Origin of the sequence: Nocardia cyriacigeorgica NBRC 100375 (assembly GCF_000308555.1) — a bacterium.
Lineage (GTDB): Bacteria > Actinomycetota > Actinomycetes > Mycobacteriales > Mycobacteriaceae > Nocardia > Nocardia cyriacigeorgica.
Genome location: NZ_BAFY01000132.1, coordinates 27389 through 46823, shown reverse-complemented (window position 1 = coordinate 46823; position 19435 = coordinate 27389). Strand labels below are relative to the sequence as shown.

Genomic DNA, 19435 nt, shown 5'->3' with positions numbered 1-19435 from the left:
GGGAGTATCACCGACCGCGGGACGCCACCGCAGGCGGTGGTGCGATGATGGCGGCGTGACTGCGTGGCTGCCCCTCATCAGTTCGGTTGTTGTCGTCGTTGCGCTGTCGTTGACGATCTTCGCGACGAATCGCTCCCATCGTCGCGCGATCGACGCCGCCGACGAGCGCGCGGCCGCGGCCGTGGAAGCAGCGCAACGCACCACCGAAGCCACCCACGGCGCCGCCGCGAGCCGTGACCACGACCGGTGGCGACGGGAGAAGGTGCTCGACGCGGTCTCCGACATCCTCGCCATCTCCGAGGAGGTCACCGATGCGCTCGATCGGCGCGCGGAGTGGAGCGCCGACACCGTCGACGACGCCGAGGCCCAGATCCTGCAGACGTTGGACCGGCTTCCGGTGCTGTTCAATGTGATTCGCCTGCTCGCCGATGACGCTCTGCTCGAGGAATGCGACCGGCTCGGCCAGGCCCTGCACTCGGTGACCAAGGCCGCCGCGGCGACCGTCGCTCGCGAACCGATCGGTTTCGACGAACACAAGACGCTGATCGAGCACTACATCGCCAGCTACCGCGCGATCGCGGCCATCGAAGTCGACCTGGTGGCCGCGGCCCGATCCGAATTGGGCGCCACCGCCTTGGTGCGGGTGGGGTGAAACGCACCGATCGCGTGACCGGTCGGGCCCGCTCGCTCGCTGTGATCGGCCCGGACGACACCAGACACACGACCTGACGCCCCACCCGGCCACGCCGGCGGCAAACCCGCAGCTGCCGAGGCCACTTCGCGCCGACCCGTCGGCATCGGGACGGCGCGAAGCCTGTTGCGCGGGTGACGGTCACCCCGTGGCTATTGGGCCGCGTCGAACAGCTCGCGCGTCCGCACGACGGCCTCGCGCAAACGCCGCGGCTCGGCAGCCAGGCCCGCGACGATGTCGTCGACGCCGCGCAGTCCCGCCCGGTTCAGCATCCGCTTCTCGTTGACCACCCAGGTGCCGCGGGCGGCGAGCACCGCGTGCGCGGTCTGCACCGCCGCCGTCGCCAGCGCACCTGCCACCTCGGTGAGCTGTCCGCGTGCGGCGTAGGCGTTCTCGGCGTAGGTGAGGGTGAGTGCGGCGCGTTCCCGCCACACCGGGGGCGCGGATTCGCGCAGCGCTCGCGGGTAGTGCGGGCGCGGCAGCTCACCGTGCAGGACGGTGTTGATCGCGAGTTCGGCGAGCAGCAGGTAGCTGGGTATGCCCGCCAGATGGAACATCAACGGTTCCCAATGGAATCGGCCAGCCTCGGCTTCGGCGAGTTCGCGGTCGACGGCGGCGAGGTCGCGGTAGTGGATGTCGACGCGGCGGCCGTCGATGGTGAGCCAGGCGCCGCCGTTGAACACCCCGCCGCCCCAGGCGCCGAGGTCGAACACCTCGCCGGGCCAGCCGACGGCGCGCAGGTCGGCCGGGTCGAAGCCGTCGCGGTAGTAGACGGCCAGATCCCAGTCGCTGTCGGCGGTGTGGGTGCCTTCGGCGCGGGACCCGCCGAGGGTGACCGCTCGCACCGCGGGCAACGCGGCCAATCGGTCGGTGAGGTGGGCGAGAAACTGCTCGTCGGTCATGAGTGTCCTCTGGATAGCAGTGATGAAAAGACCCTGCGGGCAGCACCATCCATCGCGTCCGGGTCACCGGGACGCGATCAGGGCTGCCGTGCGGTCATCACTCCACGACCGGCGATGCTACCCAGCATCGTCACGGTGCGCGCGGCATTATCCGCGCCGGTCCGTCGCCGGCTGCTAGGAGGCGACCCGGATCTTGTCCGCGCCGATCCGCGCGATCCGCTCGCGCCCCCACTCCCCCAGCGGGCCCAGCGCGGTGTTGAGGGCGGCACCGAGCTCGGTGAGCCGGTATTCCACTCGCGGCGGCACCTCGGCGTAGACAGTGCGCTCGACGATCTCGTCTTCTTCGAGTTCGCGCAGCTGCTGGATGAGCATCTTCTCCGAGATGCCGGGCAGGCCGCGGCGCAATTCGCCGAAGCGGCGCATGCCGTGGTTGTGCAGCTCCCACAGGATCAGCGATTTCCATTTCCCGCCGACGACATCCATGGCGGCGTCGATGCCGCAGAAATATGGTCCGGATCTCTTCACACCCATGGCCGACCTCGCTACCTGTTCACATACAGTTTGGTAAGTACCCGACAAAATAGTAGGTACTTGTCGAGATATCCGGTACACCGCAGGGTTGGTGCATGCGGCGCGAACGAGCGCGCTGCCGAACCCAGGAGATGTCTTCCATGCCCGACACCACCCCTGCACCGGTCACCGTCCTCGGCCTCGGCGCCATGGGCCGAGCCTTCGTCGCCACGCTGCTGAAGGGCGGCCGATCCGTCACGGTCTGGAACCGCACCCCCGGCAAGGACGCCGAGCTCGTCGCCGCCGGCGCGAGCAGTGCCGCTTCGCTCACCGACGCCATCGCCGCGAGTCCGGTGATCATCGTGCTGCTGCTCGACCACGCCTCGGTGCACGCCACCCTCGACCCGGTCGCCGACCAACTGTCCGGGCGCGCGGTGATCAACCTGACCAGCACCACGCCCGAGGAGTCCCGCGCCTCGGCGCGGTGGGCCGAAGCGCACGGCATCGACTACCTCGACGGCGGCATCATGGCGGTCCCGCCGATGATCGGGCAGCCCGGCGCGTCGATCCTCTACAGCGGCGCTCAGACGGTTTTCGACGAGCACCGCGTGACACTGGAACTGCTAGCCTCGGCCGAATACTTCGGCGCCGACGCCGGTCTGGCCTCGACGTTGGATTTCTCGCTGCTGTCGGCGATGTACGGCATGTTCGGTGGTTTCTTCAACGGTGTGGCGATGACTCGCTCGGTGGGGGTGTCGGCCCAGGCCTATGCCGAACGGGCGGCCGCGTGGGTGACGGCGATGGCGCAGCTGCTGCCCGACTACGGAAAGCTCATCGACGCCGGTGACTACCGCGATGGCGTCCAGGATGTCGCATTCCACAAGCCTGCCGTCGACGCGATCGTGCGTGCCACCCGCGATGCCGGCGCGGCCCCGGATTTCCTGGCGCCCATGCAGCACCTGATCGACCGTCAGATCGCCGAGGGCAACGGTGGGCTGGCGTTCGAGCGCACGGTCGAAGAAATCGCCTGACCTCGCCCCGGGCCACGGGTCGTTGCGGCCGCCGATGGCGGCTGACCGGGACGTGTGGTCCGGGCCTCGCCGGTGCGGTTAGCGTGTGAGGTTCGGCCGGTGCTCTGCGGTGGCGACCGCGAGGGCGGTCCGGCCGAGCAGGCAACGACGACGACAAGGAGTCCGCGGGTGGCTGTCCTGGACGCGAAGCTGAGCGACATCTACGACGAGGTGTTGCGCCGCAACCCCGGCGAAACCGAGTTCCACCAGGCCGTGCACGAGGTGCTCGACAGCCTCGGCCCCGTGGTGGCCAAGCATCCGCACTACGCCGACGCCGCGGTGATCCGCCGGTTGTGCGAACCCGAACGCCAGATCATCTTCCGGGTGCCGTGGGTCGACGATTCCGGCGCGGTGCAGATCAACCGCGGGTTCCGGGTCGAGTTCAACTCCGCGCTCGGCCCCTACAAGGGTGGGTTGCGGTTTCATCCGTCGGTGTATCTGGGGATCGTGAAGTTCCTCGGCTTCGAGCAGATCTTCAAGAACTCGCTGACCGGTCTGCCCATCGGCGGCGGCAAGGGCGGTTCGGATTTCGACCCGAAAGGCCGCTCCGAGGGTGAGGTGATGCGGTTTTGTCAGGCGTTCATGACCGAGCTGTATCGCCATCTCGGTGAGCACACCGACGTCCCGGCGGGCGATACCGGCGTGGGCGGTCGCGAAATCGGTTACCTGTTCGGCCAATACAAGCGCATCACCAACCGCTACGAGTCCGGCGTGCTCACCGGAAAGGGTTTGACCTGGGGCGGATCGCAGGTGCGCCGGGAAGCCACCGGTTACGGCGCGGTATTCTTCGTCAACGAGATCCTCACCGCGGCAGGCCGTTCCCTGGACGGCCAGCGGGTGGTGGTGTCCGGTTCGGGCAATGTCGCGATCTACGCCATCGAAAAGATCCACGAACTGGGCGGCATCGTGGTGGCGTGCTCGGATTCGAGTGGTTACGTCGTCGACGAGCAGGGCATCGATCTGGAGTTGCTCAAGGAGATCAAGGAGGTACGCCGGGCCAGGATCGCCGATTACGCCGCCGGCCGCGCCGATTCGGCGCACTTCGTGGCGGGCGGCTCCTTGTGGGAGGTGCCCTGCGATATCGCGTTGCCGTGCGCCACGCAGAACGAGCTCGACGGTGTCGCCGCGGGCAAGCTCATCGCCAACGGCTGCCGCATCGTCGCCGAGGGCGCCAATATGCCGTGCACGCCGGAGGCGGTGAAGCTGTTCGGCGCGGCCGGGGTGACCTTCGCGCCGGGGAAGGCCGCCAATGCGGGCGGTGTGGCCACCAGCGCGCTGGAGATGCAGCAGAACGCCTCGCGCGATTCGTGGAGTTTCGAGCACACCGAGCAGCGGCTGGCCGAGATCATGCGCGGCATCCACGACCGTTGCCTGGCGACCGCCGACGAATACGGCATGCCGGGCAACTATGTGGCCGGCGCCAATATCGGCGGTTTCATCCAGGTCGCCGACGCGATGCTGGCGCTCGGGGTGATCTGAGCGCCGGCATCGGCAGCAGGTGACGATGGTGGGCGGCGGTGCGTCCGTACCCTGGGTGCATGCCCGATCACACCGCCGGGCGGGCCGAGATCGAGCGGCTCGCGCAGATGATCACCGGGCGCCGGGTCGCGGTGCTGACCGGGGCCGGAATGTCCACCGACAGCGGGATCCCGGACTATCGCGGCCCCGGCTCCCCACCCCGCACCCCGATGACCTTCCAGCAGTTCATCGGCGACGCCGCGTTCCGGCAACGGTATTGGGCGCGCAACCATGTGGGCTGGCGGCGCATGGACGCCGCGCGCCCCAACGCCGGTCATCGGGCGCTGGCCGCGCTCGAACGCCTCGGTGTGGTGCGCGGGCTGATCACCCAGAACGTCGACCTGCTGCACACCAAGGCCGGCCATCGCCGGGTGATCGACCTGCACGGCACCTACGCGCGGGTGCGCTGCCTGAGCTGCGATCATCTGGTGTCGCGGATGTCGCTGGCCGAGCGGCTCGAGGCCGCCAATCCGGGCTTCGCCGACGCTGTCGAAGTCACCGGCGTGGAGGTCGCGCCCGACGCGGACGCGGTGATCGCCGATACCGCCGCGTTCTGCATGGTGGGGTGCGTGCGGTGCGGCGGCATCCTCAAACCCGACATCGTCTATTTCGGGGAGAATGTGCCGAAGGACAGGGTGCGCGCGGCCTATGACGTCGTCGATGATGCCGAGGTGCTGCTGGTGGCCGGTTCGTCGCTGACGGTGATGTCGGGTCTGCGATTCGTGCGCCACGCCGCCAAATCGGGGACGCCGGTGATCATCGTCAACCGCGGCCGCACCCGCGGCGACGAATTCGCCACCCACACCGTCGACGCCGGATGTTCGCCGACGCTGAGCGCACTCGCCGACCACCTCGGGGCACAGGTCGCGGTGTGAGCGGGTGCGTCACCGGCCCGTAGGCGGGTACGCCCCGGGTATGACGTTGTTGGTGGGCACCTCCGGGTGGCAGTACCGCGACTGGCGCGGGGTGCTGTATCCGCAGGGTGTGCCGCAACGGCTGTGGCTCGAGCAGTACGCGCAGTCTTTCGCCACGGTCGAACTCAACAATGCGTTCTACCGGCTGCCCAGCGCCGAGACCTTTGCCTCCTGGCGGGCTCGCACGCCGCCGGGTTTCCGGATCGCGGTCAAGGCCAGCCGGTTCCTCACCCACATCAAACGGCTGCGCGACCCCGAGGAACCGGTGGCGCGGCTGATGGGCCGGGCCGCGAGCCTGGGTGAGCGACTCGGGCCCATCCTGCTGCAACTGCCGCCGACGCTGCGCGCCGATCCCGCACTGCTCGAGCAGTGCCTGCGGTGCTTTCCGGCCGGCACGCGGGTGGCGGTCGAACCGCGCCACGAGTCCTGGTGGACAGATGAGACCAGGCAGGTGCTCGAACGCCGAGGGGCGGCGCTGTGCTGGGCGGATGCGGGCGAGCAGCCGGTGACACCGCTGTGGCGCACCACCGATTGGGGCTATCTGCGCCTGCACCACGGCACCGCCGATCCCTGGCCGCGCTACCACCCCGGCACCTTGACCGAGTGGGCCCGCCGCCTCACCCGAACATGGCCGCAATCGGCTGAGGTGGAGGTGTATTTCAACAACGACCCGGGCGGCGCGGCGATCTACGATGCGGCCGTTTTCGCCCGTTCAGCGGGCACGCTGGGCGCCGAGGTCACCCGCACACCCGACATCTCGCCCACGACCGCACCGCCCGCCGTCGGTGGGTCGTGAGACGCGCGGTCGTTTCGGCCGCCGCGATCGGTCGGCGGAGCAGTCGATGGTGGGGCAGACGGGTGCCGCCGAGGCCCGGGACGCGCTGTGCGTCATCCGGACGCGCGGTGCCGTCGGTCTGTCAGTCTTCGGTCGGGAAGAACGATTCTCCGTCCTCGGGGGCGCCGTCGATTTGCCCGCGGTGTTCGCCGAAGGTCTCGTCGGTGGCCTCGGCGGGTAGTTGGTCGATATCGTCGCCTTCGTCGATGGTGCCGGGTTGTCCGGCGGCCGGTTCGCCCGGCTCGGCGGCGCCGAGGTCGGGTTCTTCTTCGGCCAGTCGCTGTCCGAGGGATTCGCCGGCGCGCTGTTCGGCGGGTGTCATGCCGAATTTGTCGGCGCCGGTCCAGTCCTCGGGCGGGTCGACCACGATGTCACCGTCGTCGTTGCGGACCTCGTCGGAGTCGAGGCTCTCGGTGGGGCCCAAGGTGTCGCCTGGTCCGGTTTCTGTCGCCATATGCGCGGGATGCCCGCGCCCCGGCCGGGCAAACAGCCCATCCGCACGACAACAGATTCGGGGCGTGCCCACCTCGACGAGTCCGGCCGCGCGCGGTGACCGTGCAGGTGGGCCGGGCCGAGCGCGGGCCGCAGTCCCCGGCGCGGGCAAGGACCCACGCGCGCCTATCTCCGACGGGTGTCAGCGGTGGGCGCGCAGGAGGGCGGCGATCTCGGACTGTCCGCGTGCGAGGGCGTTGTCGAGGGCGGTGTTGCCGTCGCTGTCGCGGATCTCGGGGTCGGCGCCGGCGGCGAGCAGGTCGGTGATGACCTGCTGGTAGCGGCTGCTGCCGTCGCCGTAGACGATCGCTTCCTGCAGCGCGGTCCAGCCCGGGGTGTTGACGTGGTTCACGTCCACGCCGGCGTCGATGAGCCGTCGCACCGTGCTGACCGAGCCGTGTTCGGCCGCGGGGATGAGCGCGGTGCCGCCGTAGCGGTTGACACTGGTGAGGTCGGCGCCGTGGGTGAGGGTGAGGTCGAGGATGGTGTCGAGTCCTTCGGCACCGGCATACAGGTAGGCCGAATCCTGCAGGGCGTCTTCGGCGTTGACGTCGGCCCCGGCCTCGGTCAGCGCACGGGCGGCGTCGGTGGCGCGGTTCTTGGTGGCTTCGATGAGCGGGGTGCGCTGGTGTGGTCCGCGGGCTTCGATATCGGCTCCGCGGGCGAGCAGATCGCGCACTGTGGCCGCGTCGTCGGCTGCGGCCGCGGCGAGCAAGTCGTCGTCGAGGGCGGGATCGTGCGATGGCGTCGCCGGCGCGGTGGCCGGGGACTGCTGCTCGACCGCTGCCGGTGCGCCAGCGGATGTGGTGACCGTCGGCGGGGCCGAGGTCGTCGCGGGCTCGGCCGTGCACGCCACGGTCGCTGCCAGGATGGCCGCCGACGCGGCGACAGTGGCGCCGGTCAGCAGTCTGCGGTTTGCGCTTGTTCTGCTTCGGGGTTGACGGCTCGTCATCATCGACTCTCCTTTTGGTATACCAACTATCGTGGAGGGGGACGGAGCGTTTGTCCAAGATCTGGAGGAAACTGTGGTGGCAGACACCGCCAACTGGGTTTGCCGGTATACCAAACTTGCTATCGTGTCGGCATGAGCGAATCCGGCGAGCGCTACCTCCTCACCGACCGCGACCGGCAGTATCTGCGCCGGTGTGTGGATCTGGCCCGCACCGCGCTGAACGACGGTGACGAACCTTTCGGATCGATCCTGGTCGACGCCGAGGGCTCGGTCCTGTTCGAAGCCCGCAACCGCATCGTCACCGGCGACCCGACCCAGCATCCGGAATTCGAGATCGCCCGCTGGGCCGGGATCCACCTGCCGCCCCCACAGCGCGCGGCCGCGGTCGTCTACACCTCCGGCGAACACTGCCCGATGTGCAGCGCCGCGCACGCCTGGGCCGGCCTCGGCCGCATCGTGTATGCGGTGAGCTCCGAGCAGCTCGGCCGCTGGCAGCGGGAATGGGGCTTGCCGCCGGGGCCGGTCGCCGCGCTCCCCATCACCGCCGTCGCGCCGTCGGTCGCGGTGGCCGGTCCCGAGCCCGGCCTCGAAGCCGAGATCAAGTCGCTGCACCAACAGTTGGCCGCCCGGCTGCTCGGGTGAGCCCGGCACTGTCCAGCATGAATCGCCGCGGCCCGACGTCCGTGGCCAGGCTCGAGTGCCGACCCACGGTTGGTCGGCCTCGGTGATCCGGTCGGGCCGAGCTCAGCGGCTCACCGGTTCAGTTCTCGGTGACGCTCTCGCCTGCTTCGGCGGCGGCGCGTCGGACTGCGAGAGCACGGCTGGTGTCGATGTGCGCGACGGCCAGCTCCTCCACGCGTGCGAGGTCACGGTTGGCGATGGCGTCATAGAGCTGTTGGTGTTCGCGCGCCACGGTGATCAGGTCGTCGTGGCGGCCCAGTAACCAGCGCATCCGGCTGCGCAGGGTGGCGTGCATTTCGCCGAGCAGCTCGTTGCCGGTGAGCCGGATGACGGTTTCGTGGAAATCGGCGGCCGCCCGGCGCGCGGCGACGGCATCACCGGAACGGGCGGCATCCCATTCGGCGTCCAGGTCGCGGCGCAGTTCGTCGAGTCCGGCGCGGGTGGCGCGTTGTGCGGCGAGCCGGAAGGCCAGCACTTCGACCGCAGAGCGCACTTCGATCAGGTCGGCGATATCGGTGGCGCTGAACTGGCGCACCACCGCCCAGCTGCGCGGGCGCGGGGTCACCAATCCTTCGGTCACCAGCATTTTCAGCGCTTCGCGCACGGGCAGCCTGGAGACGCCGAGTTCGGCGGCGAGTTCGCGTTCGACCAGTTTGGACCCCGGTGCGCGCACGCCGTCGAGGATCTGGTCGCGCAGGATGCGGGTGACTCGTTCGGATTCGGAGGCGAACCCCGGCGACGCGCTCATCACCGCATTCTCGCACCCATCCCGCTGTATTTGGTATCCCAGCTGCGGCGAGTGCGTCAGGCATCGGGGCGGCCGAGCTGTTGCAGGCGGGCTTCGTCGAGGTCGAGCATGTGCTGGCATCGGGCCAGCGCCTTGGCGCCGAAGCGTTCCCGATCGCGTGCGCGCAGCAGCGCGGCCCGCTGCGCGGCCACTACCCGCAACCGCAGCTGCCGGTACTGTTCGCGCGGGTCGGGACCCGCGGCCGGCAGATCCCGTTGCGCCGCCGATCCTTTGCGGACGGTGTCGTCGCGGACCATCCCCACCAGGGTCTCCGGGTACGGGTTGCCGTCGTCGTCGACCAGCCCCGGGGTGTCGAGGACGTCTTCGGCGGCCTCGGACAGCAGCGTCCTCAGCTCGACGACGTCGTCGTGCAACCGCTCGGGATCATCGCCGGGCACCCGGACGACGCGGATCACTGTCGGCAGGCTCAGCCCCTGCACCAGCAACGTGGTGATGGCCACGACGAAGGCGATCAGCACGAGTTCCGAGCGCATGGGTGTCTCGGCGGGCAGGGTTTGCGCCGCCGCGACGGTGACCGCGCCACGCATCCCCGACCAGGCCAGTACCGCGCCGCCGCGGGCGCCGACGGTTTCGGTGAGCCGGAATTCGACGGTGGCCGAGACCTTGCCGAGCCGGCGCAGCATCATCCGCAGGCGTTTGCTCTCCGGCGGCAGCCCGGTGTCGGCGATGCGCGCGCTGATCTGCTCGAGTCGCGGTTTGGCTTCGGCGGCGCGGCGCTGGTCCAGGCGCAGGGACGCCACCAGCGGGACGATGAACACCGCACGGATCACCATCACCACCAGCGCGGCCAGCAAACCGATCCCGAATGCTTGTGCGGCGCTGAGCTGTTCGCCGTGCACATCGTCGATCAGCCCGGACAGGCTCAGGCCCATGAGCAGGAAGATCGCGCTTTCCAGCAGGAAGGCGACGGTGCGCCAGTTGGTGGCGTCGACGAGCCGGTCCTGGGCGCCGAGATGTCGCGGGCTCAGATGGCCACTCACCAGGCCTGCGACGACGACCGCCAGCACCCCCGATCCGTGGAACTCCTCGGCGGGCAGATACGCCAGGAACGGGATCACGAACGACACCGCGGTGGTGGCGACCGGGTCGTCGAGCATGGCCCGCGCCCGCACCCCGACCCAGCCCACCAGCAGCCCGGCGATCACCGCGACCACCACCGCGACCACGAAATCACCGAGTACCTGCCACAGCGACACCGTCGCCGCCAGCGCGGCCACCGCCGAGCGCAGCAGCACCAGTGCGGTCGCGTCGTTGACCAGCCCCTCCCCCTCCAGCATCGTCAGCAACCGCGACGGCAACCCGAGCCGCTTGCCCACCGAGGTGGCCGCGATCGGGTCGGTCGGGCTGATCACCGCACCCAGCGCGAACGCCGCCGGCCAGCCGATATCGGGCAGCAGCTGATGAAACAGCCAGCCCGTTCCGAGGGTGGTGACCACGACCAACAGCACCGCCAGACCGGCGATCGGTTTGAGGTTGCGCCGGAAATCGACCGCGGGCATGTTCACCGCCGCCGAATACAGCAGCGGCGGCAGCACCACGGTCAGGATGAGTTCGGGCTCGACCTGCGGGTGCGGGATGCCCGGCACGAAACTCAGTGCGATACCGACCACGGCCAGACTCAGCGGCGCGGCCACGCCGAGGGTGTCGGAGAACGCCGCGACCACCACGATCGCGACGATGCCGACGACCACGACCAGAGTGATCTCCACGAACCCTCCTCAGCGCTGACGGCGTGTCCCGGTAGCACCGTACGACGGAGGCGGCGATCGTGATTCGATGTCGGTGCAGCGTTTCCCTGACCGCGGCGACTGATCGGAGCTGACGATGACGGCATCTACGGATATCAGCGACCTGTCCCTGGCCGAGAAGGCCGCCCTCGGCAGCGGCGCGGATTTCTGGACCACCAAGGCGGTGGGCCCGGTGCCGTCGATCCTGCTGACCGACGGCCCGCACGGGGTGCGCAGGCAGGCCGGCGCCACCGATCATCTGGGGCTGGCCGAGAGCCGACCGGCCACCTGTTTCCCGCCGGCGGTCGGGCTCGGGCAGAGCTGGGATGCCGATCTGGTGCGCCGGGTCGGCGAAGCGCTCGGTCGTGAAGCACGTGACCTCGAGGTGGATGTGCTGCTGGGGCCGGGAATCAACATCAAACGGGATCCGCGGTGCGGGCGCGTGTTCGAGTACTACTCCGAGGATCCGCTGCTCACCGGTGTGCTGGGGGCGGCGTGGGTGCGGGGCGTGCAGAGCACCGGGGTGGGTGCCTCGCTCAAGCATTTCGCGGTCAACAATGCCGAACACGACCGGATGCGGTCGAGTTCGGATGTGGACGCGCGGCCGTTGCGGGAGATCTATCTGCGCGCCTTCGCCCATATCGTGCGTACCGCCCGGCCGTGGACGGTGATGTGTTCCTACAACCGGATCAACGGCGTCTACGCCGCGCACAACCGCTGGCTGCTCACCGACGTGCTGCGCGGGCAATGGGGTTTCGACGGGCTGGTGGTCAGCGACTGGGGTGCCGTCTCCGACCGGGTGGCCTCGGTCGCTGCGGGCCTGGATTTGCAGATGCCCGGCGGCAGCGGTGATCCCGACGCCCAGGTGGTGGCGGCGGTGGAATCGGGCGCGCTCGATGTCGGTGCGGTGGACCGGGCCGCGCAGAAGGTGGCCGAGCTGGCGGCGAAGGTGGTCGCCGGCCGAGCGGCGGCCCCGGCAGCGCCGGACCCGGACGCCCATCATCGGCTCGCGCGTGAGGTCGCCGCGCGCTGTGTGGTGTTGTTGCGCAACGACGGTGCGCTGCTGCCGTTGCGGGCGGGTCAGTCGCTGGCGGTGATCGGTGAGTTCGCGCAGACCCCGCGCTATCAGGGCGGCGGCAGCTCGCATGTGAATCCGACCCGCCTGGATGTGCCCGTCGACGAGATCCGCGCCGCGGCCGAACCCGGGCAGGTGCGCTATGCGCGCGGTTTCCGCACCGACTCCACCGGCCGTGATCCCGTGCTGGTGGCCGAAGCGGTTGCCGCGGCGCGTGAGGCCGAGGTGGCGGTGGTGTTTCTCGGGTTGGGCGCGGGCCAGGAATCGGAGGGCTTCGACCGCGACGATATCGAGCTACCCGCTGATCAGCTCGCGCTGCTGGCTGAGGTCGTCGCGGTGCAGCCGAAGACCGTGGTGGTGCTCTCTCACGGTGGCGTGCTGCGGCTGGCGCCGGTGACCGATCTCGTGCCGGCCATCGTCGATGGCGCCCTGCTCGGTCAGGCCGGTGGTGGTGCACTGGCGGATGTGCTGTTCGGGCAGGTCAATCCGTCGGGCCGGCTCACCGAGACGGTGCCGCTGCGGCTTCAGGATGTGCCCGCCTACCTGAACTTCCCCGGCGAGAACTCCCATATCCGTTACGGCGAAGGGATTTTCGTCGGCTACCGCTGGTATGACGCCCGCGAGATGGCGGTGAGCTTCCCGTTCGGGCACGGCCTGTCCTACACCAGCTTCGCCTACTCGGATCTGTCGGTGCAGGCGAGCGCGGACGGGCTCACCGTGCAGGTCACGGTCACCAACACCGGTGACCGTCGCGGCCGCGAGGTCGTGCAGATCTACACCACGTTGCCCGCATCGGCGATCACCCGTCCGCCACGCGAGCTCAAGGGCCATGCGCTGACCGATGAGCTGGCACCCGGTGCCAGCCAACGGGTCTCGCTCCCGATCGAGCGTGACTGGCTGGCCTACTGGGAGACCCGCACCGAGGCCTGGGTGGTGGAGGGCGGCACGTACCGGGTGATGGCCGGTGCGTCCAGCCGCGATATCCGCGCCACGGTCGACGTCGAGGTGCCCGGCGACGAGCTGCGCCTGCCGATCACCCGCCAGTCCACTCTCGGCGAGGTACTGGCCGACCCGGCCGCCGCCGCGGTGCTGTCACAGATGTTCGCCGCGATGACCGGCGACGGCGACGGCCACGGCCTCGGCGTCGACATGATGCGCATGCTGGCATCCATCCCACTGGACCGGCTCACCGGTTTCGGCATGCCGGCCGCCGACCTCGACGCCCTGCTGTCGGCCACCGATGACCGCCGCTGACCGCAAGCCGCGTTCCCGCGACACCCGGTCGGTCGAGGAGCACTGTCTGGGCACCCGAGAGGTACCCGGTGCAGCAGGCGAGCCTGCCGCGCCGGGCGGTGGTGGTGGTCCGCTATCGCTGCGCAGCGACGACGAACATCGGCACTGCGACGAAGATCCGGTTGGTGCGGGCCCGTTCGGCTTGTTCGGCGAGCCAGCTCTGCTGGTCGGTGATCCGGCGCAGCAGGGCCAGCGCGGTGTCGTCGGTGAACACACTGGTGTGCACCTCGACGACCGGGTCGGTGAAACCGGCGTCCAGTAGCAGGTTGCGGTAACGGCGGGCGATGCGCGGCGACGGGAGTGCGTCCGCCTTGGCGTGGATCAGCCGGCGGGTGGTCTCCGGGTCGTCGGAGTCGATGACGACGGTGTCCCAGTCCTGGCCGAGCAGCACCGCCCGGCCGCCTGGTGCGAGCACCCGGCGGGCCTCGGCCACGGCTCGCACCGGATCGGCGAGGGTGTGCAGCACCTTGTCTGCGCGGTAGCCGGCCACCGAACCGTTCTCCAACGGCAGCTCGCAGGCATCGCCGACGCGGAACTCACCGGTCGACCAGCGTCGCAGTGCCGCGGCGATCATGTCGGGGTCGTGGTCGACGCCGATGGCGCGGACCCCGCGCTCGGCCAATTCGGCGACCGCACGGCCACCGCCGCAACCGACGTCGACCACTGTTCGGCCGGTGAGGTCGCCGAGCAACTCGTAGGAACGTCGGCGTAGCTCGACCGACAGCGGCTGCGCGTCGATGGCGTCTAGGACAGCAAGCAAAGTGGACATGTCTGCCATGGTTCGACTTAATGTCGACATGAAGTCAAGTGCGCTGACAATCGGCCAGGTGGCCGACCGCTTCGGCCTGCCGGCACACGTCCTGCGGCACTGGGAGTCGGTCGGCCTGCTGCGCCCCACTCGCGTCGCCGGTGACCGCCGCCGCTACACCCACGACGACCTTGTCCGGGTGGCGTCGATCGTGATCGCGAAGCAAGCGGGCCTGCCGCTCAAGGACATCGGGACGTTCCTCGCCGCCGGCGACCCGTCCGCCCGGAAGGAAGTCCTGCACCGCAACCATCGCGCCCTGCAGGCCAGGATGGCCGCGCTGCGCGCGGCGCTGGATCTACTCGAAGCCGGCATGAACTGCTCACACGAGGACATCACGACCTGCCCGAACTACCGCGCCCACCTCGCGCAGGTGCGCCGGCAGGGGCCGACGAGCGAGTGATCGGTGTTGCCGCCGGCCCGGTCTGCAATAGGTATGCCGACTCGACGCCGAACACCGATCGCTCACTCATCCAGCCGAATCCGGATGCCCGCCATGCGCCCGGAGCCCCCGCGCAGCCTGCTGCCCGGCAGCCCGGCCCGAGCGACCAGCCCATACGTGCGCTTCATCAGATCGATGTAGTGCGCACGTGCCTGCGGCGGCAGGACCTCGGCGAATCCGGGCACTGAGTCGCCGAGCGGCCTGCCGCAGGAGCCGACCGTCACCCGGCCACCGTTGCCGATGCGCTTCACCTACACCCCGACCACCTTCCCGAATACGCGGGACGAATCTTGGACTACTGCCGACAGCACCCCGAGGTCATCCGGCTCGCCGACGGTACTGAGCCGGGCGGCAGAGGTGAGGAGACGACGCGGGCTTCGGCGTCGGCCCTCGACATCAGGGGCGTCAGTCGATGTGTCCGCCCGGGATAGCGGCGACGCCCGGCGCGGTGGCGAGGTGGGCGTTGATACGGCCGAGCAGGGCGAACAGCTGGGCGCGTTCGGCGCGGTCGAGGGGGGTCATGATGTGGTCGTTGACCTCGTCGAGGACGCGGTCGAGTTCGGCGAGACGGCGTCGGCCCGGTTCGGTGATGGTGATGACGTTGCGGCGTTTGTCGGCCTCGTCGGGGGCGCGGCGTACCCATCCGCCCTCTTCGAGGTCGTTGAGGACGGCGACGAGATCGCTTTTGTAGACGCTGGTTCGCTGCGACAGCGCCGCCTGGCTGGCCGGTCCGAATTCGGCGAGCGCGGCCAGCACCACGAAGTGGTCTTTGCGGGCTCCGACGGCGCGCAGCGCCTCCCGTGACAGGCGCGTCATCTGGGCGGCGGTCATCGAGGTCAGGCGTGAGAGTTGTTTCTTCAGCCGCGCCGGGGTGCGCGCGCCGTGGTCGAAGCGCATCTCCTCATCGGTGTCCATGCGCAGAGCCTACCTGCTTGCGTTAGTGCTACTAACGATCTAGATTCGTTTATGGCACTAACGTTAGTGTCACGAACAGATTGTAGGAGTTCTCCATGACCACCACCGACGCCCTGATCCGTGAGCTCGCCGACCGCGCGGAACTGTCCGATCTCGTTGCCCGCCACAGCCTGTGGGTCGACGAGGGGGCCACCGGCACCGACCGCCTCTTCACCGACGACGTCGTGGTGAGCTCCCCGCGTGGACAAGCCCACGGCATCGCCGCCCTCGAAGCGCTCATGCGCAGCGGCCACGGCACCTACACCCAGACCCTGCACAACAAGTCCAACGTCGTCGTCGACATCGACGGCGACACCGCGACCGTGCGCGCCCACGACCTGGCGGTCTTCGTCATCGACGACAGCGCCGAAGCCGTCGCCGCGGGCATCCACCACTATCGGGCTCGCCGCACCCCGGCAGGCTGGCGCTTCGACTCACTCGACGTCGTCCCGGTCGCACTGACCGAACCGCTGGCCCGCGCCCCGCAACCGGGCACCACCGCCTGACCGAATATCTCGATTTTGTGGCCGCCAGTCCTTGCTGTCGATGTCGTGCGCCGCTCTACGCTCGAACAACAGTCAACGGTGATGGAGGACACAAGCAGATGGCGTTCGACTACGACGTGCTGGTGATCGGTTCGGGCTTCGGCGGCAGCGTGTCCGCGCTGCGGCTGACCGAGAAGGGCTACCGGGTCGGCGTGCTCGAGGCCGGACGCCGCTTCGCCGATGACGAATTCGCCGCGACCTCGTGGCGGGCGCGGCAGTTCCTGTGGGCGCCGCGATTGGGGTGCTTCGGCATTCAGCGGCTGACGTTGCTGAAGAACACCTTCATCATGAGCGGCGCCGGTGTGGGCGGCGGTTCGCTGGTCTATGCCAACACCCTCTACGAGCCGCCCGCCGCGTTCTACGCCGACAAACAGTGGGCCGCCATCACCGACTGGCGCGCCGAACTGGCCCCGCACTACGACCAGGCCAAACGCATGCTCGGAGTCACCACCAACCCGGCCACCACCCCCAGCGACCGCATCCTGCGCGAAGTCGCCGACGAACTCGGCGTCGGCCACACCTACCGCCAGACCCCGGTGGGTGTGCTGTTCGGTGGTGCCGGGGCACGGCCGGGCCAGCAGGTGCCCGATCCGTTCTTCGGCGGTGTCGGCCCGGCGCGGCGCACCTGCACCCACTGCGGCGAATGCATGACCGGATGCCGCCACAACGCCAAGAACACCTTGGTCAAGAACTACCTGTATCTGGCCGAGCAGGCAGGCGCACAGGTACATCCGCTGACCACGGTGGTGGATGTGCGGCCCCGCCCCGGCGGCGGATACACCGTGCACACCCGGCGCACCGGCCGTTGGGTCCGCGCGGACGCGCGTGTCTTCACCGCCGAACAGGTGGTGTTCTCCGCCGCCGCGCTCGGCACCCAGAAACTGCTGCACCGGCTGCGTGATCGCGGGTCGCTGCCCAACATCTCGCCGCGGCTGGGCTATCTGTCGCGCACGAATTCCGAGGAGCTGCTGTCGGTGCGCAGCCGACGCCGCGACGCCGATTTCACCAAGGGTGTCGCCATCACCTCCTCGATTCATCCCGACGAGCACACCCATATCGAACCGGTGCGCTACGGCAAGGGCAGCAACGCGCTGGCGTTGATCACCACCGCGATGGTCGGTGACGACGGCATCCGCCCGCGCTGGCGGCAATGGCTGCACCAACTGCGACGCAACCGCCGCGACCTGCTGCACATGCACAATCCGCACCGGTGGTCGCAGCAGATGATCGGGCTGCTGGTGATGCAGTCGGTGGACAACTCCATCACCACCTACACCACCCGAAGCATGTTCGGGCGGCGCAAGATGACGACCAAACAGGGCGAGGGCGAACCCAATCCCACGTGGATCCCCATCGGCCACGAGGTCGCCTGCCGTGTCGCCGACAAGATCGACGGCTTCCCCACCGGCGCCACCAGCAGCATCGTCAACATCCCGGCGACCGGTCATTTCATCGGCGGCTGCGCCATCGGCGACTCCCCCGCCACCGGTGTGGTCGACCCGTACCATCGCCTCTACGGCCATCCGGGCTTGCATGTCATCGATGGCTCCACCATCTCGGCCAATCTCGGGGTCAACCCGTCGCTGACCATCACCGCCCAGGCCGAACGCGCGATCGCCTTGTGGCCCAACAAGGGTGAGCCGGATCCGCGGCCCGAACTGGGGGCGCCGTATCGGCGGCTGGCACCCATTGCGCCGGTCGCCCCGGCGGTACCTGCCACCGCGCCGGCCGCGCTGCGTCTGCCGATCGTCGAGATTTCCGGCACACAGCAGCCGGTGGTGCACGACTGAGTTCTCGGTGCGGGCAACTGTCCGGCCCGCCGCGGCATTCTCACCGCCCCGACGTGCCCGCCCGGCCTCGCTCGGCTCCTTGTGACGCGAGATGCACCGGCCAGAGCTCGCCCGCTATCCGCTCATCCTGGGCGCCGCCGATACGCGGCGGGACCGGGCGCGACAGCGGCTACAGGCGCTGGCCTGCCACGCGACCCGGCCCGCGGCCGCGACGACGACAGCAGCCAGGAGCCGATCACGGGAACGCGCCGGTGCGGGGACCTGGTGCCGCCGCTGGGACCGAATGCGCCGTCCCACGCGGATCCGGGCCACGGCGTTCGCCACCGCGCGTCGGTGCCGTCGGCTGCCCGCCGCCCCCGGCACACTGATGCGGGTGAGCAATGTCCCGATCGCGGCGGTCGTGTGCGCGTTCGTTGCCGCGCTCGGGTTCGCGGTGGCGGCCGTCGCGCAGCAGCGGGCGGCGGCCGAGGTGCCCGAGGGCGAGGCTTTTCTGGCCGGGTTGGCGCGCAGCCCGCGCTGGTGGGCGGGGATCGTCGGGGACGGCGGCGCGTTCGTCTTCCAGATCGTGGCGCTGGCATTGGGGTCGATGCTGGTCGTGCAACCGATCCTGGTGACGTCGTTGATCTTCGCGTTGCCGCTGGCGGCCCGCTACAACCACGTCCCGGTGACGCGCACGGCATGGGCGCAGGCCATCGCCTTGTCGGTGGCGCTGGCGTGTTTTCTGGTGGTGGGCGATCCGGCGCCGGGTGTGCGGGATGCGCCGTGGTCGCACTGGTTCGGGCCGCTGACGCTGGTGTTCGGGCTTGTCGCCGCGGCGGTGGTGGCCGCGGTCGTGGTGCGCGCCACCGGGATCCGCGCGATGGTGCTGGGTGCGGCGGCCGGGCTGTTGTTCGGCGTGTCGGCGGCGGTGACCCAGCATGTGGTCGAGTTGTTCGGCGACGGTGTCGGTGTCGCGCTGCGTAGCTGGGAGCCCTACACGATGGTCGCGACGGGCCTGCTGGGGTTGTATATGCAACAGCGCGCGTATCAGGTCGGTGCGCTGTCGGCGTCGTTGCCTGCGTTCACCGTGGCCGAACCACTCGCGGCGATGTTCCTCGGCCTGACCGTCCTCGAGGAGAAGCTCGACACCGGTACTGCGGGCACGATGGTGGTCCTGGTGTCGGTGGTGGTGATGTGTGTTGCGGCCGTGTGGCTTTCTCGCGCCCAAGCCGAGGGCGCGGCGTCGCCACCGGAACGCGCCGAGTGATCACGGCGAATTCTGTCGTGCGGAGCCTCACCGGCCGAGTCGGGCGCTCGCCGCAGCACCCGATGATGGGTGGCTGCGACGGCTGCTGGAAATCGACACGGTCGACGTTCCCGGTGCGGGCACCCACGCGAGGGGCCAGCGGCCGCCGGAATGCGGAACGCTGACGGCAAACCGTTCCCGGCTGG

At 69.6% G+C, this 19435-nt stretch carries 20 protein-coding genes; 11 read left to right on the top strand and 9 right to left on the bottom strand.

The window, feature by feature from the left end; translation table 11 throughout:
* Positions 1-55 precede the first annotated feature (55 nt).
* Positions 56-652: a hypothetical protein gene (locus RJ05_RS13080; protein ID WP_138445682.1), complete on the top strand. Its 597-nt coding sequence runs from the start codon at positions 56-58 to the stop codon at positions 650-652.
* Positions 653-843: 191 nt separating this feature from the next.
* On the opposite strand, the gene RJ05_RS13075 is transcribed toward RJ05_RS13080, so the two are convergent.
* Positions 844-1593: a nucleotidyltransferase domain-containing protein gene (locus tag RJ05_RS13075; RefSeq protein ID WP_036537306.1), complete on the bottom strand. Its 750-nt coding sequence runs from the start codon at positions 1591-1593 to the stop codon at positions 844-846.
* Positions 1594-1767: 174 nt separating this feature from the next.
* Positions 1768-2124: a winged helix-turn-helix transcriptional regulator gene (locus RJ05_RS13070; protein ID WP_036537304.1), complete on the bottom strand. Its 357-nt coding sequence runs from the start codon at positions 2122-2124 to the stop codon at positions 1768-1770.
* 140 nt (positions 2125-2264) lie between these two features.
* Between RJ05_RS13070 and RJ05_RS13065 the strand changes: the two genes are divergently transcribed.
* The 4 genes from RJ05_RS13065 (at position 2265) to RJ05_RS13050 (ending at position 6401) form a co-directional block, all read left to right on the top strand.
* Positions 2265-3134, top strand: coding sequence for an NAD(P)-dependent oxidoreductase (locus RJ05_RS13065; protein ID WP_036537302.1), 870 nt, complete (start codon positions 2265-2267; stop codon positions 3132-3134).
* Between the two features lie 168 nt (positions 3135-3302).
* Positions 3303-4652 (top strand): NADP-specific glutamate dehydrogenase, encoded by a 1350-nt coding sequence (gdhA, locus tag RJ05_RS13060; RefSeq protein ID WP_036537301.1) that lies wholly within the window; start codon positions 3303-3305, stop codon positions 4650-4652.
* A gap of 59 nt (positions 4653-4711) precedes the next feature.
* Positions 4712-5566, top strand: a complete 855-nt coding sequence (locus tag RJ05_RS13055; protein ID WP_036537299.1) for an NAD-dependent protein deacetylase — start codon at positions 4712-4714, stop codon at positions 5564-5566.
* A gap of 40 nt (positions 5567-5606) precedes the next feature.
* Positions 5607-6401, top strand: a complete 795-nt coding sequence (locus tag RJ05_RS13050) for a DUF72 domain-containing protein (RefSeq protein ID WP_036537297.1) — start codon at positions 5607-5609, stop codon at positions 6399-6401.
* Positions 6402-6522: 121 nt separating this feature from the next.
* On the opposite strand, the gene RJ05_RS13045 is transcribed toward RJ05_RS13050, so the two are convergent.
* Together RJ05_RS13045 and RJ05_RS13040 are read right to left on the bottom strand one after the other, a co-directional pair.
* The gene (locus tag RJ05_RS13045) at positions 6523-6894 is read right to left on the bottom strand and encodes a hypothetical protein (protein ID WP_036537296.1); all 372 of its coding nucleotides are present in this window, start codon (positions 6892-6894) and stop codon (positions 6523-6525) included.
* A 180-nt stretch (positions 6895-7074) separates the two neighbouring features.
* Positions 7075-7884, bottom strand: coding sequence for an ankyrin repeat domain-containing protein (locus RJ05_RS13040; protein ID WP_255220932.1), 810 nt, complete (start codon positions 7882-7884; stop codon positions 7075-7077).
* Between the two features lie 132 nt (positions 7885-8016).
* Between RJ05_RS13040 and RJ05_RS13035 the strand changes: the two genes are divergently transcribed.
* Positions 8017-8526 carry a nucleoside deaminase gene (locus RJ05_RS13035; protein ID WP_036537294.1) on the top strand — a complete coding sequence of 170 codons (510 nt, stop codon included), beginning with the start codon at positions 8017-8019 and terminating at the stop codon, positions 8524-8526.
* A 118-nt stretch (positions 8527-8644) separates the two neighbouring features.
* Here the strand turns inward: RJ05_RS13035 and RJ05_RS13030 are convergent, their stop codons facing one another.
* Positions 8645-9313: a GntR family transcriptional regulator gene (locus tag RJ05_RS13030; protein ID WP_036537292.1), complete on the bottom strand. Its 669-nt coding sequence runs from the start codon at positions 9311-9313 to the stop codon at positions 8645-8647.
* Between the two features lie 56 nt (positions 9314-9369).
* A complete protein-coding gene (locus RJ05_RS13025; protein WP_036537291.1) occupies positions 9370-11082 on the bottom strand; it encodes a cation:proton antiporter in 1713 nt (570 codons plus the stop codon).
* 115 nt (positions 11083-11197) lie between these two features.
* Between RJ05_RS13025 and RJ05_RS13020 the strand changes: the two genes are divergently transcribed.
* Positions 11198-13429, top strand: coding sequence for a glycoside hydrolase family 3 C-terminal domain-containing protein (locus RJ05_RS13020; protein WP_036537289.1), 2232 nt, complete (start codon positions 11198-11200; stop codon positions 13427-13429).
* Between the two features lie 112 nt (positions 13430-13541).
* Here RJ05_RS13020 and RJ05_RS13015 read toward each other — a convergent pair whose 3' ends face one another.
* Positions 13542-14237 (bottom strand): methyltransferase domain-containing protein, encoded by a 696-nt coding sequence (locus tag RJ05_RS13015; protein WP_036537287.1) that lies wholly within the window; start codon positions 14235-14237, stop codon positions 13542-13544.
* Positions 14238-14295: 58 nt separating this feature from the next.
* On the opposite strand from RJ05_RS13015, the gene RJ05_RS13010 reads away from it, so the two are divergent.
* Positions 14296-14676: a MerR family transcriptional regulator gene (locus RJ05_RS13010; RefSeq protein WP_249040544.1), complete on the top strand. Its 381-nt coding sequence runs from the start codon at positions 14296-14298 to the stop codon at positions 14674-14676.
* Positions 14677-14738: 62 nt separating this feature from the next.
* Here the strand turns inward: RJ05_RS13010 and RJ05_RS13005 are convergent, their stop codons facing one another.
* Positions 14739-14966, bottom strand: coding sequence for a PNPOx family protein (locus RJ05_RS13005; RefSeq protein WP_051016526.1), 228 nt, complete (start codon positions 14964-14966; stop codon positions 14739-14741).
* Positions 14967-15120: 154 nt separating this feature from the next.
* Positions 15121-15630: a MarR family winged helix-turn-helix transcriptional regulator gene (locus RJ05_RS13000; RefSeq protein ID WP_036537282.1), complete on the bottom strand. Its 510-nt coding sequence runs from the start codon at positions 15628-15630 to the stop codon at positions 15121-15123.
* A gap of 95 nt (positions 15631-15725) precedes the next feature.
* Between RJ05_RS13000 and RJ05_RS12995 the strand changes: the two genes are divergently transcribed.
* The 3 genes from RJ05_RS12995 to RJ05_RS12985 all read left to right on the top strand — a co-directional run bounded on the left by RJ05_RS12995 (position 15726) and on the right by RJ05_RS12985 (position 19250).
* Complete coding sequence (locus tag RJ05_RS12995; RefSeq protein ID WP_036537280.1) at positions 15726-16175, top strand: nuclear transport factor 2 family protein; 450 nt, start codon at positions 15726-15728, stop codon at positions 16173-16175.
* 98 nt (positions 16176-16273) lie between these two features.
* Positions 16274-18004 (top strand): FAD-dependent oxidoreductase, encoded by a 1731-nt coding sequence (locus tag RJ05_RS12990; protein ID WP_036537279.1) that lies wholly within the window; start codon positions 16274-16276, stop codon positions 18002-18004.
* A gap of 367 nt (positions 18005-18371) precedes the next feature.
* Positions 18372-19250, top strand: a complete 879-nt coding sequence (locus RJ05_RS12985) for a DMT family transporter (protein WP_036537377.1) — start codon at positions 18372-18374, stop codon at positions 19248-19250.
* The last annotated feature ends 185 nt before the right edge of the window (positions 19251-19435 follow it).